Source organism: Nonomuraea sediminis, from assembly GCF_018531495.1.
Lineage (GTDB): Bacteria > Actinomycetota > Actinomycetes > Streptosporangiales > Streptosporangiaceae > Nonomuraea > Nonomuraea sediminis.
Window position 1 is genome coordinate 18609 of record NZ_JAHDTI010000002.1, and the last position, 16191, is coordinate 34799.

The following is a 16191-nucleotide window of genomic DNA, read 5'->3' on the forward strand; positions in this document are numbered from 1 at the left end:
CGTTCCGCCGAAGCAGGTAGCCGAGTGGGGGACGATCAGTCGGCATCGCCCGACAACAGCCGGACGCCGAAACGTGATCTACAAGCGAAGCCCTGGCCATCTCAGCGATGACCAGGGCTTCCGCTACGCGCGGCCAAGGGGACTCGAACCCCTGACCTTCTGATCCGTAGGGCAAGGCGGCACCGTCGGCGCGAGCCTGGATCACGTGGCTACTCGCTCCGCGCGGACCCGCCCGAGGCGACCGCGGCCGAGAAAATCTTGAGATTAGCACACGATTCGGCGGGCCATCCGGAATTCACCACGAAAAGCCGTGAGCGTAACCGCACGCACCTCTCATTACCTTGCGTGATTGACTAATCGCCGAACATGAATATTGACGGGCCCTGATGAAGATTGCTAACGTTCCGCCCACCTGTGGCCCTCCCGAACCGCACGGAGTCCTGGTTGAAATAACAACCAGACGACTTCGTCGGCCCGACGTCGTGAAATTATATCGACGACACTGGAGAATGACATCAAAACACCACTTCGCAGCGCTCCGCATAAGCGCCGCCGTTTTCCAGCCGACCGCATGATCATCCGGAGTTGCGCCTCCGCCGCTGCCGCTCTGGCGTTCATCGCGTCCACCCTCACCACCGACGTCGCCGCCAGCGCCGAGTCCCGTGTACGCACGTCGACCGGCAGCGCCTCGGCCATCGAGGCACGGCCCAACGACGGCTCCGGATATTGGCCGGACTTCTCGAACACCGGCTATGCCAGTACTCCGGCCAATGCCGGGGGTCTGGGCTTGGGGGCGTACCCGGGCCGCCTTACCAACTATGCGTCGAACATGAGTGCCAGCAAACCATTGACACTCAGATTTCCGAATAACAGCGTCATCTCCTTCAAACGCTTCCTGGCTCTGAAGACAGTCATCTACGGCGACAATCTCACGTTCGTCGGCTGCGCGTTCGAGGGCACCGATCCCAACGACAATCTCGTCCAGATCTACTCGGACCACAACGTCAAGTTCCTGTACTCGACGTTCAAGCCCAACTCCTACTCGAGGCCTCCCGGAAACAACGGCAGCGTCTCGTCATCCCATTCCAAGCCTGGCACGCCTTTCAACAAGTCCTGGCAGCTCGCGACGACGATGAAGGAAGCCGTCGTCGTCATGGACCACAACGACATCTGGGGCAACGCGGGCATGGAGATGGTGACAGGCTTCCCCGGACGCCCGTCGACCTGGACGAACAACTACATCCATGACATGGCCGATACGTCACATGACGTCTATCACCACGACGGCATAGGCCCGCAGAGCGAAGGCAACGGCGGCCCCATGATCATTCGCCACAACACCCTGGCCTCGTTGGGCAACACCAATGCCCTGGCCCTGCAGGGCAGCGGCGTCTACGATCACATCTCGTTCACGGACAACTACGTCTCCGGCTGGGGTTATGCCCTGAGCTTCGGCGTCGCCAACAACGCCACCAACATCACTGTCACCGACAATGTCTTCTCGGCCGAACTCAAACAGTTGTACGGCTTCCTGTACGGCAACGTCTGGGGCGGGTCGGCCCGCGGCTCCACCTGGCGCCGCAATCGCATCCAAGCCCGTGCGGGGGACGACAACCGAGCCTTTTCGACGGCCGACAACGGCAAGTACCTGTGGCCGACCGGCGGTAAGAGCCATACCACCGACTACAAGGGCTGAATCTCCTCCCAACGGGTAGCTCTTCTCGAAGAGCAGCGCGAGCCGTACCGCACGAGCTTGGACGGCAATGATCGAGCGCCGCAAGTGAGCGGAGATCAAGAAGGCCACTTGCGATCACCGCAAGTGGCCTTCCAGCGCCTTATTCAACACGAGGTGGACGGAAGCTCGGCACTCCTGCCCACGTAGCTCGGTGGTGCCGGACGTAGGACCGCCAAGGCCGACTTGCCTAGCCGATGTCGACCACCCGTGCCCATGAGGGCGGGGTGTCCGGCATGTAGTCGGGATCGTCCTCGTACGACCGCTTGGTCCGGGAGAACAGCCCCACCACCATGCGGGCCGCCGGCCGTTCCTGCGGCCACGGGGTGTAACCGTCGGTCAGGACCACGATGACGTCCGGCCGCGGGCTCGCCCGCAGCGCCTTGGCGATGCCCGCACGCAGGTCCGTGCCGCCGCCGCCCACCAGCGTCATCCCCTCGGCCTGGCACAGCGGTTGCGCGACCCGGGCCGCCGCGTCGCAGGACAGAACGCTGACCAGGTCTCGCCGGCCGCCCACGGCGCGGACGATCGCGGCGACCTCCAGCAACGCGCTCCCCAGTTCGGCGTCGCTGACCGACCCGGAGGTGTCGATGACCACGCTGATCCGCGGTGGCCTGCGCCGCAGGCTCGGCAGGATGACGTCGGGCAGGCCGGCCGAGCGCCGCGGCGGCCTGCCGTAGGTGTAGTCCTCGCCCACGCCGGGTCCTGACACCGCCGAGCGGATGGCGGTGCCGAGCAGTTCCCGCCACGGCTGCGGCGGGTGGAAGGCCTCCTCTGCCCACCGCCGCCATCCCTTCGGCACGTTTCCCGGATGGCCGTTGATGCCCTGCGCCACCCGGAACCGGACCGCCTCCCGCTCGTGGTCGCTGAGCCCGTTCGCGCCCTCCGGGCCGAGATCCCACTCCCGCTCGAGTCCGTCGGCGCCGCTGCCGCAGTCCAGCCAGACCAGACCCTGCGTGCACGGCCCGAGCCGGAACTGGCGCAGATAGTCCTCCATGAGCTCGCCTTCGGGCAGCCCCAGCATCTTCGGTTGGATGGCGTCCTCAGGCCAGGCCAGCCCGTCACCGTACACGTCGTCGTTGATCTCGAAGTCAGCGGCGATGTTCATCCGCAGCCGCTCTCCTGGTCCCGTCAGCTCCCGCTGCCGGGCGACCCGGTCGCTGCGGCCGTGATGGTCGCGCAGCAGGTGGGAGACCTCGTGCACCCACACGCTCGCCAGCTCCTCAACGGGGGTCCGCACGACGAACGCCGGTGAGACGTAACACCGCCAGTGCCGATCCACGGCCATCGTGGGCACGAACCGCGACTCCACCGGGTGCAGCGCGAACAGCGCCGTCGCCAGATAGGGCCGGGCTCGCACGGCGTACAACCGGGCGGTGAAGAGCTTCTCAAGGTCCATCATCCCGCCACCCGCGCCGCGACCTCATCCGCCTTCCTGCTCAAGGAGACCACCCCGGCGAGCCTCTCGATCGAGGCCGGGACCTTCCAGTCCGCGCGGCGCAGCGCGGCGAGCGTGGAGGCGGGCACGACCACCAGGTCCGGGGCGCCGGTCTCCAGCGCTCGCACCAGCAGCGCCCATGCCGCGTCCCACCGGCCCTTCTCCGGCCGCTTCCGCACGGCCGCGACCACACCGTCAAGTACGGCCTGCCGCAGGTCACCCCGCTGGGGCAGCTCGGCCGTCGCCGGGTCGGCCAGCAGCGCCTCGGGGTCGGGGAGGTCCATCCGATCCATGGCGGCAAGCAGCTCCAGCCCAGGCCCGTCCCCCACCGTGCCCCTGACCAGCATGGACAGCACGTCCTTGGACGCGTCGGCCGCAGTGGCGAAGGCGGTCAGGCACAACGCCATCTCCCAGCTGCGAGGTGAGGGCCACGGGCCACCCCGGTGCGCCTCGTTGTTCGGCAGCCGGTGCACGAGATCGGGGCGGGCGGTGAGGAGCCCGCACACCGCACGCCGGGCGAACGTCACCGCCTCGGACAGCCGCTCCGGGTCGAGCCACGGCAGGCTCGCGCGCGGCCAGGTCCCGCCGAGGCCGCGTACGACGACATCGTGATCGTGACGCCATTGCAGGTGGACGAACCGGTTCGCGAGCGGTGGGCTCAGCTCCCAGCCATCGGCGGCAGAGGAACGTGGGTTGGCGGCCGCCACGATCCGGACACCTGCCGGGAGCCGGAGGGCCCCGACCCGCCGTTCCAGAACCAGGCGGAGCAGGGCAGCCTGTACGGCGGGCGGTGCCGTGGACAACTCGTCCAGGAAGAGCAGCCCCCGCCCCGCGTGAGCCAGCCGTACGGCCCAATCCGGCGGCGCCATCGGGACGCCCTGCACGGCGGGGTCGTCACCGACCACCGGCAGGCCGGAGAAGTCGGACGGTTCGTGCACGCTGGCGATCACCGTCGTGAGCGGCAGGTCGAGCGCCTCGGCGAGTTGCTGCAGCGCCGCGGTCTTGCCGATCCCCGGCTCCCCCCACAGCAGGACGGGCAGGTCGGCCGCCACGGCCAGGGTCAGGGCCTCCAACTGCGTGTCGGTACGTGGCTCCGTGGTGGTGTCGCGGAGCAGGGAAAGCAGATCCCCGGCGACTTCAAGGCGCGAGGCGTGAACAGAAGAAAGCATGATGAATCACCTTGGAGGTCTAGGAAAGCGTCAGCGGCATGTGGCGTGGCGCGGGCGTGCCCGGCCCTTACGGGAGCGGCGGTCCGGTCGCTCGGCCGGTCCTGGCCCCGACCCGAGCCCGGCACGGAACAGCCCGTGGTCGATCCGCCGCCGCGCCGCCTCCTCCAGCACGTCGCGCAGCGCACCCTCGGGCAGCCGCGCAGCAGGTCCGAGGAGACGGTCGAGGGCGGCCTGAGCGCCGGCGGCGTCGCCGTGTTCCAGCCGCGCGCGGACGTCGGGGAGACTCTCCGGGGAGCGGCGGGCCTCCTCGATCAGTTGCAAACAGGGCATCGGGGTGCCGGTCATCTCGGCCAGCAGCTTCTCGCGCCGGATCTCGGTCGCGTCGTGGTCCAGGGCGACCAGCACGCCGTTCACGACCGCGATCCTGTGCCGGGCGCCGCGGCACTCGACCATTCGCGGCCCGTTCTCGCTCTGGTGGCCGTGTGGCTTGCCGTCCGGCGAATGGCCGGGTACGAGCGCCGCTGCGACGAGCGGGTGCAGTCTGTCGACCTCGATCAGCCCGGCACGCAGCAACGCCAGGTCGGGCAGCACCCAGGTCGCCGCATCAGGCAAGATCGCGCGTTCTTCGTTGCTGACCCGGGACGCGTCCATATCGAGGAGCACCTGACGCCGTCCGCCGACGCGGATGGCGACCGTACCCCCGTCCTGCCCTTCTGCACGGAGCAGCAGCCGGGCCTCGGCCGGCCACCGATCGACGGCCCAGCCCCGTGCGTGCGGCGCCGTTTCGGAACGTGCACGCAGCTCACCGGCCCTGCGCGCATCCCAGAAGTGGCGATGCAGGTCGAGACGGAAGCGTCGATTCGGATGGGGGTGCGGATGCGGTCCGGACCGGGAACCGTCCCAGAGCGCCAGGCTGATCCGCTGACCGGCATCCGCCCAGGCCGGCGGGGTCCTGGCCACGAGGTGAACCGTGTTGTCCTTCTCGTGGTACCGGGCCAGCGAGAGGGTCAGGCCCGGACGTAACAGGCCGTTGGGGGCGATCCTTGGCATGTGCCAGCGCAGCAGGTCAGGTGCCAGGTGGCGGAGGTCGCTTCGGAGGTGGGTGGCCAGTTCCTGGCCGTGGAGGCGCGCTATGTGGCGCAGGTTGAGATCGACGTCCACGTGTGCTGCCGCGCACGCTGCTGCCCAGTCTCCGGTGGTACGGCGGGCGGTCGCTGACTCGATCATGGAGGGCGGCACGGCGAACTCGCGTACGCGCAGCCAGAGGGCCACGCGGGGATCCTCGTTCGGGGTTGAGTGCGGCATCAGCACTCACCTTGCGTGAACGGGGCCCCCAATCTGATGTAGGAGGTATTCATCATGATCAGCGTAGCGTCTTCCGGTCCGTGCGAGAAGAGCGGCTCTGGCAGGAGCGCCTTCACCGGTGAGCCCGGTGAATGTTCTACGCGCTGTTCTGCCTGCGTTCGATGGGGCGGCGGCCCTCCAGTCGATGGAGGCATGCCAACGTCCCTGCGGTGGCCTCACCCGTCTTCGCTGCTTGAACGCCGGCCACCCACGATGACCCTGCGAACCCGCGCAGGGTCATTCGTCGTCTGGATCTGCCGGTTCCGCGGTCGGTGCGATCTGCAGCGGTGCAGCGGCCCCGCCGGCGATCTCGCGGCCTTGGTTCAGCGTGTAGTCCAGCTGCCTGGCCAGGAGTGGGAGGGTCGCCGGAGGTAAATACGCATCAGCGCCGGCGTCGAGCAGTCGTCGGACCGGGCCGTGGTACTGAACTCCGAGCTCGTGGTCCTCGATCTCGGTGACGATGACGCGAGCTTTCGGGAACATCGATCGGAGCGCTGCGATCAGTTGCGGGCTGCCTGGAGGTACCAGCAGCACATCGGTCGTCGCGGGAGCCGCATGCATGTCGAGCACTACGTAGTCGGCCCCGAGTTGGGTGGACAGCGCGACCCGAGCCGCGGTCGACAGCTCCATCGCGGTGGCCACGACTGTCACGCTCTCGTAGTCGATCGGTGCTTGATCGTCAGCCTCATCTGGCGCGTCGCGATCGACGATGGCGCCTTGGACCACGTCAATGGTGCTGGAGATCGCCGCGATCGACGCGCCGTCACGCGTGATCACCAGGTTCTCATCAGGCCCGAGGGCGTCGATGAGCGCCACGACGTCTTCGGGAAGGCGGGTCACGTCGATTCGCTGCGTGGAGCGTGGAGCGCGTTTGCGGATCACCATGACTGGGACCCGCTCACGGCTGCGAGGGCCCCTGCGTCATACGCAGCCCCGGTCGCCTGTCGAATGTCCCATGGTGGCGCTCAACCCGATGATCACATGAGTCCCTTCAGATGCTGTGATCTTGTTGGATGCCACTGCACGCTCATTGGTTCGAGGCCGCGCCGGACTTTCCTCATCGACCATGTCTGCACCCAGCAACGGCGACGCGAAGGTGGGGCCGGCGCATCAGCTCGCCAGAGATGCGAAGAGTTAGCCGATAGGGAACGATCTTCACGACCTGGAGTGCGTCCTGTCGCCCGAAAGGTTCGACAAGGTGCGCGTCTCTCGCGCACGGGCTGCACGGACGCTGTCCGGCGTCACCTGAACGAGATGCCAAGCCCAGGGGCATCTTGAAATTCGCCCTCGGCGTCGCGATCTGACGTCGCTGTCGTCGATCAAACACAAACACCCCGGAGCGATCTTCGCTTCGGGGCTTTCTTGCTGGTCGGAAGTGTTGGTCAGGGGCAGGATCGAACCGCCGACCTTCCACTTTTCAGGCAAGCTCGAACACATATTCGCCTCGCACATGAGGCTCCTAAGCTGCTTCGGGCCGTCCCCCAGCGTCCGTGATCGTTTTCTGCCGTTGTCACTCAGATAATTACTCACGCCGGAGGCCCGAAGAGGTGCTACGCCCGCCCTTCTGGCACTTCGCGCGGGAAGGCTTCGCGTCCAAAAGCGGTTGAGAACACCCTTTTTGTTGATCACGCCCTCCCCGCCGTTGCGTTTTCTGTGGTTGTTACTCAGCTAGTCGCTAATGAGCCTGGGGCCATGTTGGGGTAAGGCCACCGCTCAATAACCAGGATGATGAACCTTAGGATGACGCCTGAGCATCTCTTGTTCTTCATCTCTCTCTTGGCGCGCGTGACTCTTCCCGAAAAGCTTGTCCCTCAGCCGCCGCTGCCACGTCCACTTTTTTTCTTCCCATTCCCGCTGCTCCCGCTGCTCCCGGAGCCAATTGCGCCGGTGGCGGCATCTGGAGTCTTGGCATGCCCCCATCTTGGGAGTGTCGTCGTCGATATGGGCCTTGTGTTTGGGCTGGTCCGGTGGATTCGGGTCGTCCGGTGGGTTCAGGGTGGTCGGGCCGTTGAGTGACATCGTCGTGGCCGCTTGCGACATCCGGGCGTCAGCCGCGTTCGCCGGCACCACCGCGGCCCCACCGGCGACGGCCGCCGATATGGCAACCAACGTCAGCTTTCGCGCGCGGGCGATCTTGTCCATGTATGGTCATCTTCTTCGACGCCCGGCCGAAGACTCTTGCTCAGACGACAGACCTGGGTCAGGCAGAGGCTTGGCCAGGGCATACGTGTATGGGACCGCTCCCCGCAATGCAAGGAGACAGCGCTGTCTTCTGGTTGGTCCTACGTTGCATGCCACAACCGCAGGCTGGACGGGTCCACCCCTGGGAGTTCAAGGTTCCGGCATCATCCCGTGGTGCTGGTCTCCAAGAACTCTGAAGGCATGGACTGTCAGTCGGAACTGCGCTGATCGCGCGCGCTCATCGACAGCGCCCGAACCCAGGGATCAAGACCCTGACGCTTGGTGCGCGCGGCAACAACCACGGCGCCATCGCCCCCTACGAACGGCTCGGATTCCGCGAATGGACGAGTTTCATCCTGAATCCGCAGGTGAGTGGCCTCGTGTGAGTTCGATTGGCGGTGCTCGGGCAGATGAGACACCTGATCACGACGGGAGATCATCCGTCACCGAGTGATCTCGCTGGCGACCAGCACCAGCAGGGCGCGCAGCATCATGGCGGCCCGGGCGGCACCCAGGCGGCGGGGCAAGATCAGTTTGGGGGTGCCTTCGGAGTGCCGAACGGCTACTGCCTGATACGTGTCAGGTTTCACGTGCGTTCACGCTTCTCAGCCGCAACCCTGCGCGTGGCATGCGCCTTGCCGCTCCTGCGCAGCAGGGCGGCTTGGTCGAGAGCGACGTCCCTGGCCGTGCAGGCGAAGTCGGCGATGAATTGGAGCTGGTCGACGGTGCAGGCAGCCAGCCGCTCCTGGAGGAAGACGGCCATAGGCCGGTAGAGCTCGGCGAGCTCGGCGAGTCTGTCGGGCAGCGGGCTGATGATCACACGCCGGCGGTCGCCGGAGTCGTGCTCGCGCCGGATCAGCCGCTGTTCCTGCATCCGGTCGAGCATCTTCGTGACGGCGCCAGTGGTCATGCCCATACGCTCGGCGAGCTGCGTGGGTGTCACGGCCTGCCCCGAGCTCACCAGGTTCAGGCAGTGCAGGTCGTTGACGGGCACGCCGAGCTGGTCGGCCACGGCGTTCTGGAACAGCGTCGTCGCACTGACGAACTGCGGGATCTCCGCAAAGGCGGCGGCCTCCAACTCTTCTCGCCCTGTTGACATCTCATCCTCCCGAAACTAGCTTCCCAAAGAAGTAGTACTCTCGAGGAAGCTACTTCTTGAAGCGGGATTTCGCCTGAAGGGTAGACCATGAAAGCTGTGATCATCGGCGGCGGCGTCGCCGGGCCGGTGGCGGCCATGGCGCTGCAGAAGGTGGGCATCGACTCGACCCTCTACGAGGCCCATCCCACCGGCGCGCACGGCGTGGGCGCCACGATGGGCCTGTCCATCAACGGGCTGGCAGCGCTCCAGATCCTGGACGCGCACCGCGCCGTTGCCGACGCCGGGTTTTCCTGCCCCCGAGGCGTGATGTGGCTCGGCAACGGCCGGCGGCTCGGAGAGGACGTCCCGACCTCGCTGCCGGACGGCACGACGGCCATCCAGCTCCTGCGCGCCGACCTGTACGCCGCACTGCACGAGCACGCCGCTACCAGGGGTGTGCGCATCGAGTACGGCAGGCGTCTCGTCGAGGTCGACCACCGCGGAGACCAAGTCGTCGCGCGCTTCGCGGACGGCGGCGAGGCAGTAGGCGATGTGCTCATCGGCGCCGACGGCATGCGTTCAGCGACCAGGCGATTCGTTGCCCCCGACGCGCCCCGCCCCCGCTACTGCGGCATCTTCGGCACCAACGGATTCGCGCACAGCCTCGACCTGGACACCGAACCCGGCACCTTCCACATGGTGTTCGGCAGGCGAGCGTTCTTCGGCTACGTGCGGCGCGAGGACGGCTGCGTCTGGTGGTTCGTCAACGTCCCCGCCTCCAAGGAGCCCGCACCCGCCGAGCTTGCGGCGATCGCTGCCGAACAGTGGCAGCACCGGCTGCACGAACTCCTTGCGGTCGACGCCTCCCCCGCTGCCCGGATCATCCAGGCCACGCCGCCAGGCTACGACTGGTTCGTTTCCCATCAGATGAAGGCGCCCAGGACCTGGCACCGGGGCCGGGCCGTACTGATCGGCGACGCCGCCCACGTCACCTCCCCCAGTTCGGGGCAGGGCGCCGCAATGGCCATAGAGGACGCCATCGAGCTTGCCCGCTGCCTGCGCGACATGCCGCTGACCCTGGCCCTCCCGGCCTACCAGCAGCTACGTGAGGGGCGCCTGCGCAAGGTGCACGCCGGCGCCCAGCAGGTCAACCGGAGCAAGTCCGCCACCGGCTTGGGTCGGGTGCTCCGCGACGCAATGTTCCCGGTGCTCATGAAGCGGTTCGGCAGCCCCCAAGCCCTGGCCTGGCTGTACAACCACCGCATCGACTTCGACAGCAAGGTCACATCCGGAATGGGATGACCTGACAGTCGCACGAGCTTCCCACATGGCCCGCGAGCACCGACAGCAACACAGCGCGGGGCGGCCCGCCACGCGGCAGTTTGCCGTCACCGGACACAAAAACGCCCGGAGCGATCTTCGCTTCGGGGCTTTCTTGCTGGTCGTAAGTGGTGGTCAGGGGCAGGGTCGAACTGCCGACCTTCCGCTTTTCAGAAGTCACGATCGCCCAGTGAAGTGGGTTCGACCAGGCGCCGTACTGTAGCCGCGGGTGCTCCCGTACGGGCTCGGTGCTCGACGTCGCCGTCATTCCGTCCCTACAGACCACCGCGTCGCCCGTAGCAGAGGTCTCGTAGTAGTCCGAGGGCGGGAAAGCCAGCTTGACCTTGACCTTAGGTCAGGGTCGACGCTGTCGGCATGACGATCTCAAACGCGAGCCACTCGGGCTGGAGCGGCATGTTGCCGGTGGAAGACACCGCGCTGGCCGTGACCGACACCTGCGGGACAGGTACCCCCGTGGTCTACCTGAACGGTTCCTACGCCAGCCAGCGGCACTGGCGGCCTGTCATCAACGACCTGGGGTCCGGATGGCGACACATCACCTACGACGAGCGTGCACGCGGCAAATCGAAGAAGTCGGCGGACTACTCCTTCGAGGCCTGCATCCGAGATCTCGACGCCGTCCTGAAAGCCAGGAGGGTGGAGCGGCCGATTCTGGTGGGCTGGTCCTACGGCGCGCTGCTCGGGGTGCACTGGGCCGCTCGGAATCCGGGCCGCGTCGCCGGCGTGGTCGGGGTCGACGGCCCATATCCGACCGGCTGGACCGACGATGCCGACCACGAACGCATCCGGCAGCTGTTCCGTAAGTTCCGGTGGGCGTTGCCGATGGCGCGCCTCATCGGCAACGCCGCGCGGATGAGTGCCGCACAGCATGCCGACATCAACATCGAGGCCCACATCATCCACGCCGCCCTCGAACCGGTCCTCGACAGCGTGACCGTCCCGGTCCGATACGTGGTCGCCTCCGGGGAGGCCCTGGGCAGCAAGGATGACGAGCAAGAGCGGATGCGCACTACCCTCAACCCCGTGCTCGCCCGCAACCCGAACCTCACGATAAGCGCGAAGGTCGCCAGCAACCACGGCACGGTCGTGCGCAAGGACTTCCGCGCCATCGCCGCGGCCACCCGCGAGGTCGCCGCCCTCACCCGCGAAAGTCGCTGACGACCATGACCAGCGGCGTCACGATCGGCCAGGCGGCAGCCTTCGCCGGCGTCACGATCAAGACCATCCGCCACTACCACCGGCTTGGCCTGGTCGACGAGCCGCGCCGTGACAGTTCTGGCTATCGCCGCTACGGGTCGTCCGACCTGCTGCGGCTGGTCCAGATCCGGACGCTCGCTGAGTCCGGCGTACCGCTGTCCGAGATCGGCGCCCTGCTCGATGCCGATCCGCAGCGGTTCGCCGCCGACCTGGCCGAGGTCAAACGGCGGCTGACCGAGCGGATCGAGGAGTTGATCGCGCGCCGCGACTTGCTGGACCGGCTGGCCAACGGTGACCGGGCCCTGTTGCCCGACCGGGCCTGCGCGCTGTTGGACCGGGCTGCCGACCTCGGCTTCACCCCGGACGAGGTGGCGGCCTACCGCGAGGGCATGGTGCTGGCCAGGGCCCTGGTCCCTGACGGCTTCGACGACTTTCTCACCAAGGGCGAGCACGCCCTCGACGACACCCGGTTCGTCGCCTTGAACAAGCAATGCTGGGCCGCCAAGGACTTGGAACCCGACGACCCCCGCATCGAGGAACTCGCGACCGCCGTGGCCGACCACTTCCTCGCCAACCCCGCGTTGCTCGCCATTTCGAACGGCCTCCAGGCCCGTACTGACGCCACCCGGTACGGCCTGCTCAACCACCACGGCGAAGACCAGGGCCCGGCCATGGCCCACCTGACCGCGCTAGTCGAGACAAAACTGCGCTCCGCCGGAGTAGACATCCCACGCCAGTAATGGCAGCCCCGCAGGCGCGCTCATTCCCGAGCATGCCGGCGCCCGGCGAGCTTGCCCCACACGGATACGGCAGCGATGCAGACAACGGGCACGAGTGGTTCCCCATGATGAGCACCCATCGGGAAGATCCACGACAGCAACGCCCACCGCGGATGGGCCTGCGACGTCCTTCCCGGCGGCAGCATGAAGCCGAGAGAAGGAAGGATCACGATCAGCAGACCAGCCACCTCGACGAGCGGGGCGGGGCACCCACCCGTCCTCCATGCGAACGCGGCTGACCGGGCATGCGCGACCACGCGCGAAACCCGACTGGCGGCCACCTCACGCGGGTCACCCTAACAGTCCCGAATACCTCAGGCCGCTTTCGAACTTCGCCGCGCTCAACTCAAGGTCGCAGCCGGATCGGCATGACGAGAGGACTCGACACGTCCGCGCAGATAAACACAGCCGACGCGTCAACGGCGGAGCCGCCGAACTGTTAGATTCGGGAGTCATGATCAAGGAGAGGTGCGCGCCACGAACCATTGACGCGTAGCAGGGGACTCCTGGGTTCGAGGAGGATCGACAACCCTTCGACGGGGCTCTATTCCTGGCCGAGCGGCCGGTCACTGCAGCAAGGTCAGGACCGGTCGTGTGCCGTGTGAGCAGCCAGGCCAGCCGATCAACAATGGGGGCAATGTGCCAAGAAGAACTTCCATGCTCGCCACCGTCCTCGTGGCGATGGCGACGCTGTTATCCGGTCCGATGGGCGGGGTGGCCAACGCGACGCCGACCGGAGGGGATGCCGTCGGCAAGCGCGGCATCACCTGGGGGCCGTGCGAGGAGGAGCCCACCGTCGAGTGCGGCACGCTGGCCGTACCGATCGACTGGTCCAAGCCGAACGGACCCACCGTCGACCTGGCCCTCGCCCGGCGCAAGGCCACCGACCCCGCCGCGCGGATCGGATCCCTGCTGACCAACCCGGGCGGACCCGGCAACTCCGGCGTGAACGACATCCTTCGCCCCTCCGGCTTCAGTGAGAACGTCCAGCGGCGGTTCGACATCGTCAGCTACGACCCCCGGGGCGTCGCCCGCAGCGGCTCAGTGACCTGCTCGGCTTCGGTGTACAACGCTATGCCGTACCCGGTCATGACCAGCCAGGCCGACTACGACAAGTGGGTCGCCTTCGACAAGAAGCTGTACGCGGACTGCCGCAAGCTCACCGGCCCCCTGTACGACCACATCGACTCGGCCAACGTGGCGCGTGACATGGACGCCATTCGCGCCGCGCTCGGCGAAGACAAGCTCACCTCGTACGGCGTCTCCTACGGCACGCTCGCCCAGCAGATGTACGCCGAGCTCTTCCCGAACCGGATCCGGGCCATGGTGCTGGACAGCAACATGGACCACAGCCTGAACGTCAAGGCGTTCCAGGCGACCGAGGCGGCCACCGTCCAGGACAGCTTCGCGGAGTTCGTCGCCTGGTGCGACCGGGACACCGACTGCGTCCTTCACGGGCGCGACGTCCGGGCGCTGTGGAAGGGACTGCTCGAGAAGGCGGGTCGCGGCGAGCTGTACTGGCCTGGCGTCACCGACCGCCCAGTGAGCGCCCACAACCTCCTCTGGCTGGGCGTGGTGCTCAATGAGGCGCCCGTCTGGCGGCAGGAAGCCAAGGTGCTCCTCGCCCTGGACGGCGGGCCGGTGCCGGATGACATGCCGGGCCCTCCCGGCAACGGGCCCGTGAACGGTGAGTTCGCCGAACTCCCCACCGCGATCCTCTGCGAGGACTTCAACCTGTCGCTCCGGAACTACAACGAGTACGCCGACGTGATGCGCAGCTCCAACGCCGTGGCCCCGGACATGCGGTACAACCCGATGCCGATGGGCGACATGCCGATCTGCCAGGGCCACCCGGTCAACAACCCGCAGCACCGGCTGCGGTACACGGGTAGAGCTCCGCTGTTGGTGGGCACCTCCATGCACGACCCCGACACGCCGTACGCGTGGTCGGCCAACGTGGCCCGCCAGCTCGGCTCCAAGGCCGCGCTGCTCACGTACGAGGGTTGGGGCCATGGCGTTTACGGCATGACCCAGTGCACCACGGCTGCCATGGACAGCTACCTGATCTCGCTGACCGTGCCCGCACGGGGCACCCGCTGCCCGGCGGAAGAGCCCCAGGGGTAGGTCGAACAGCGGCAGACCGAGACGTGAACGCCGGTGCCAGGCTGACGCGGATCAGCCCGGCACCGGCCATCGGCAGACCAGCCGCCGGTCGGCCTTGGCGCCAGTCCCTCTCACGCCCGGTCGTTGATCTCTGTGCAGGCCGCCTGATCACCGAGCCCATGCGTTTGGAAGCATTCGGAGTGGACGACTCCGACCTCGTCTTCACCACCAGGAACGGCACGCCGGTCGAGCCGCATAACTTCAACCGCGCCTTCGAGGCGCGTTGCCGCAACGCCGGTGTCCCTCACATCCGTGTGCACGACACCCGGCGCACATGCGCCTCACTCCTGGCCGCCCTCGACGTCCACCCGCGCGTCGCCATGCGGCTCCTGCGGCACTCGCAGATCTCCATGACGATGGACGTCTACACGCAGATCCCGTCACCCAAAACCCGCAAGGCCCTCGACCGGCTGAACGACAGCCTCGGGAATCGGATGCCGTAGCTCGGCTCCGTTGCGCATTCGCTGCTGTACAAGATCAAAGAGCAAGCGCGGCTGGTCCACAAGGCGTCGCAGGACGACCGGTTCCACGCCCTGTACATCCTGGCCATCTGCCTCGGCCTACGTCGTGGGGAGCTCCTCGGGCTGCGCTGGGAGGACGTCGACCTCGACACGGGCACTCTAGAAGTAGTTCAGACCCTCCAGCGAGTGGACGGTGAGCTCGGCTTCGCCCGCCCCAAGACGGAGAACTCCGAGCACACGATCCCGCTACCTCAGCTCTGCCTCGACGCCCTCAAAGAGCACCACACGCGCCAGCTCGCCGAACGATCGGACGCCTGGCCGGACTGGGAGGACCACAGCCTTGTCTTCCCATCGCGCCGCCTCACACCGATGGAACCTGACAACCTCCGGCGAAGCTGGGGAGCCGTCCGCAAGGCCGCCGGCCTCGGTGAAATGCGCCTGCACGATCTGAGGCACACCCGCGTGAGCCTGCTCCTTGACCTGGCAGTTCCTCCGCACGTGGTCTGAGAGATCGTCGGACACAGCGATATCGAGGTCACGATGACGATCCACGCTCACGCCTCGCTCGACGAGAAGCGCAAGGCTCTGGGCAGGCTCGGCCAGACCTATCTTAATTCCCGCACATTTCATCAAGCACAACAATGCACTCTTGAGCAACTCGCGCGAGCCGATGCCCACCGCCCCCTGAAAGAAGGAGACTTCGAATGGCACTCGGTTCTGGACGGCGCGTCCTTGTGGTCGCGCTACTGCAAGTGCCAACGCTCCTGATCATCATGATGCTGCTGCCCTTCTGGGTAGCACAGGCGATGCGGCGAGACACGGGGGATTCCGTCTCAGCCGTGGTCTCCCAGTTGGCCGACTGGGCCAAGACCATCACCGACATGGCGAAGAAGTAACTGACGGCCGCCCCACAGCAACGCTGCGGGGCCGTTTGTTTCTATGGAGGAAGACCATGGACGTTGCCGTCAGTGGACACAAAAATGCCCCAGAGCGATCCTCGCTTCGGGGCTTTCTTGCTGGTCGTAGGTGGTGGTCAGGGGCAGGGTCGAACTGCCGACCTTCCGCTTTTCAGGCACCCGAACGCACGTTCTGATCACGGCGGCGCGCTCCTGACGTGCGTACAACCGTCCGCCAGTGTCCGCTCACGTCTGTGATCAACTCCTGTCGTTGTCACTCAGTTAGTCAGGCAGGCTGAAACACGCTGGGGGTCGGGGCAGTGCGGTGGTGTCGCCTTACCGGGTCGCTGATTGCTCGGCGGAATCCACTACCGCGACGCAATCCGCGCGTGCCCTGCGCTCGCGCGGACGT

At 66.8% G+C, this 16191-nt stretch carries 17 protein-coding genes; 8 read left to right on the forward strand and 9 right to left on the reverse strand.

The window, feature by feature from the left end; all coding sequences use genetic code 11:
* Positions 1-571 precede the first annotated feature (571 nt).
* Positions 572-1696 carry a hypothetical protein gene (locus KIK09_RS08155; protein ID WP_214318112.1) on the forward strand — a complete coding sequence of 375 codons (1125 nt, stop codon included), beginning with the start codon at positions 572-574 and terminating at the stop codon, positions 1694-1696.
* Between the two features lie 226 nt (positions 1697-1922).
* Here KIK09_RS08155 and KIK09_RS08160 read toward each other — a convergent pair whose 3' ends face one another.
* The 8 genes from KIK09_RS08160 to KIK09_RS08195 all read right to left on the reverse strand — a co-directional run bounded on the left by KIK09_RS08160 (position 1923) and on the right by KIK09_RS08195 (position 8963).
* Entirely contained in the window at positions 1923-3134 is a 1212-nt protein-coding gene (locus KIK09_RS08160) for a vWA domain-containing protein (RefSeq protein WP_214318113.1), read from the reverse strand.
* Positions 3131-4339, reverse strand: coding sequence for an AAA family ATPase (locus tag KIK09_RS08165; protein WP_214318114.1), 1209 nt, complete (start codon positions 4337-4339; stop codon positions 3131-3133). The genes KIK09_RS08160 and KIK09_RS08165 overlap by 4 nt, the downstream gene beginning before the upstream one ends.
* 30 nt (positions 4340-4369) lie before the next feature.
* Positions 4370-5611, reverse strand: coding sequence for a hypothetical protein (locus KIK09_RS08170; RefSeq protein WP_214318115.1), 1242 nt, complete (start codon positions 5609-5611; stop codon positions 4370-4372).
* A 309-nt stretch (positions 5612-5920) separates the two neighbouring features.
* Entirely contained in the window at positions 5921-6568 is a 648-nt protein-coding gene (locus tag KIK09_RS08175; protein WP_250572860.1) for a hypothetical protein, read from the reverse strand.
* 828 nt (positions 6569-7396) lie between these two features.
* Complete coding sequence (locus KIK09_RS08180) at positions 7397-7825, reverse strand: hypothetical protein (protein ID WP_214318116.1); 429 nt, start codon at positions 7823-7825, stop codon at positions 7397-7399.
* Between the two features lie 248 nt (positions 7826-8073).
* The gene (locus tag KIK09_RS08185; protein WP_214318117.1) at positions 8074-8304 is read right to left on the reverse strand and encodes a hypothetical protein; all 231 of its coding nucleotides are present in this window, start codon (positions 8302-8304) and stop codon (positions 8074-8076) included.
* A gap of 3 nt (positions 8305-8307) precedes the next feature.
* Positions 8308-8454 (reverse strand): hypothetical protein, encoded by a 147-nt coding sequence (locus tag KIK09_RS08190; RefSeq protein ID WP_214318118.1) that lies wholly within the window; start codon positions 8452-8454, stop codon positions 8308-8310.
* Positions 8451-8963 carry a MarR family winged helix-turn-helix transcriptional regulator gene (locus KIK09_RS08195; protein WP_214318119.1) on the reverse strand — a complete coding sequence of 171 codons (513 nt, stop codon included), beginning with the start codon at positions 8961-8963 and terminating at the stop codon, positions 8451-8453. Before KIK09_RS08195 ends, KIK09_RS08190 begins: the two co-directional genes overlap by 4 nt.
* Positions 8964-9050: 87 nt before the next feature.
* Here KIK09_RS08195 and KIK09_RS08200 point away from each other — a divergent pair, with 87 nt between their 5' ends.
* Positions 9051-10244, forward strand: a complete 1194-nt coding sequence (locus KIK09_RS08200; RefSeq protein WP_214318120.1) for an FAD-dependent oxidoreductase — start codon at positions 9051-9053, stop codon at positions 10242-10244.
* Here KIK09_RS08200 and KIK09_RS08205 read toward each other — a convergent pair.
* The gene (locus tag KIK09_RS08205; RefSeq protein WP_214318121.1) at positions 10225-10443 is read right to left on the reverse strand and encodes a hypothetical protein; all 219 of its coding nucleotides are present in this window, start codon (positions 10441-10443) and stop codon (positions 10225-10227) included. The genes KIK09_RS08200 and KIK09_RS08205 overlap by 20 nt on opposite strands.
* Positions 10444-10637: 194 nt before the next feature.
* On the opposite strand from KIK09_RS08205, the gene KIK09_RS08210 reads away from it, so the two are divergent.
* The 6 genes from KIK09_RS08210 (at position 10638) to KIK09_RS08235 (ending at position 15779) form a co-directional block, all read left to right on the forward strand.
* Positions 10638-11441: an alpha/beta fold hydrolase gene (locus KIK09_RS08210; RefSeq protein WP_214318122.1), complete on the forward strand. Its 804-nt coding sequence runs from the start codon at positions 10638-10640 to the stop codon at positions 11439-11441.
* A 5-nt stretch (positions 11442-11446) separates the two neighbouring features.
* Complete coding sequence (locus tag KIK09_RS08215) at positions 11447-12220, forward strand: MerR family transcriptional regulator (protein WP_214318123.1); 774 nt, start codon at positions 11447-11449, stop codon at positions 12218-12220.
* 696 nt (positions 12221-12916) lie between these two features.
* On the forward strand, positions 12917-14383 hold the full coding sequence (locus KIK09_RS08220) for an alpha/beta fold hydrolase (protein WP_214318124.1): 1467 nt from the start codon (positions 12917-12919) through the stop codon (positions 14381-14383).
* A gap of 158 nt (positions 14384-14541) precedes the next feature.
* Complete coding sequence (locus tag KIK09_RS08225; protein WP_214318125.1) at positions 14542-14865, forward strand: tyrosine-type recombinase/integrase; 324 nt, start codon at positions 14542-14544, stop codon at positions 14863-14865.
* 105 nt (positions 14866-14970) lie between these two features.
* Positions 14971-15390: a site-specific integrase gene (locus tag KIK09_RS57485; protein WP_372455658.1), complete on the forward strand. Its 420-nt coding sequence runs from the start codon at positions 14971-14973 to the stop codon at positions 15388-15390.
* 197 nt (positions 15391-15587) lie between these two features.
* Complete coding sequence (locus tag KIK09_RS08235) at positions 15588-15779, forward strand: hypothetical protein (RefSeq protein ID WP_214319662.1); 192 nt, start codon at positions 15588-15590, stop codon at positions 15777-15779.
* Positions 15780-16191 lie beyond the last annotated feature (412 nt).

Bases quoted from the DNA above. Each gene is read 5' to 3' on its own strand.
- KIK09_RS08155 (WP_214318112.1), top strand. From the start codon at position 572: ATGATCATCCGGAGTTGCGCCTCCGCCGCTGCCGCTCTGGCGTTCATC.
- KIK09_RS08160 (WP_214318113.1), bottom strand. From the start codon at position 3,134: ATGATGGACCTTGAGAAGCTCTTCACCGCCCGGTTGTACGCCGTGCGA.
- KIK09_RS08165 (WP_214318114.1), bottom strand. From the start codon at position 4,339: ATGCTTTCTTCTGTTCACGCCTCGCGCCTTGAAGTCGCCGGGGATCTG.
- KIK09_RS08175 (WP_250572860.1), bottom strand. From the start codon at position 6,568: ATGGTGATCCGCAAACGCGCTCCACGCTCCACGCAGCGAATCGACGTG.
- KIK09_RS08180 (WP_214318116.1), bottom strand. From the start codon at position 7,825: ATGGACAAGATCGCCCGCGCGCGAAAGCTGACGTTGGTTGCCATATCG.
- KIK09_RS08185 (WP_214318117.1), bottom strand. From the start codon at position 8,304: ATGATCTCCCGTCGTGATCAGGTGTCTCATCTGCCCGAGCACCGCCAA.
- KIK09_RS08195 (WP_214318119.1), bottom strand. From the start codon at position 8,963: ATGTCAACAGGGCGAGAAGAGTTGGAGGCCGCCGCCTTTGCGGAGATC.
- KIK09_RS08200 (WP_214318120.1), top strand. From the start codon at position 9,051: ATGAAAGCTGTGATCATCGGCGGCGGCGTCGCCGGGCCGGTGGCGGCC.
- KIK09_RS08210 (WP_214318122.1), top strand. From the start codon at position 10,638: ATGACGATCTCAAACGCGAGCCACTCGGGCTGGAGCGGCATGTTGCCG.
- KIK09_RS08215 (WP_214318123.1), top strand. From the start codon at position 11,447: ATGACCAGCGGCGTCACGATCGGCCAGGCGGCAGCCTTCGCCGGCGTC.
- KIK09_RS08220 (WP_214318124.1), top strand. From the start codon at position 12,917: ATGCTCGCCACCGTCCTCGTGGCGATGGCGACGCTGTTATCCGGTCCG.
- KIK09_RS08225 (WP_214318125.1), top strand. From the start codon at position 14,542: ATGCGTTTGGAAGCATTCGGAGTGGACGACTCCGACCTCGTCTTCACC.
- KIK09_RS08235 (WP_214319662.1), top strand. From the start codon at position 15,588: ATGGCACTCGGTTCTGGACGGCGCGTCCTTGTGGTCGCGCTACTGCAA.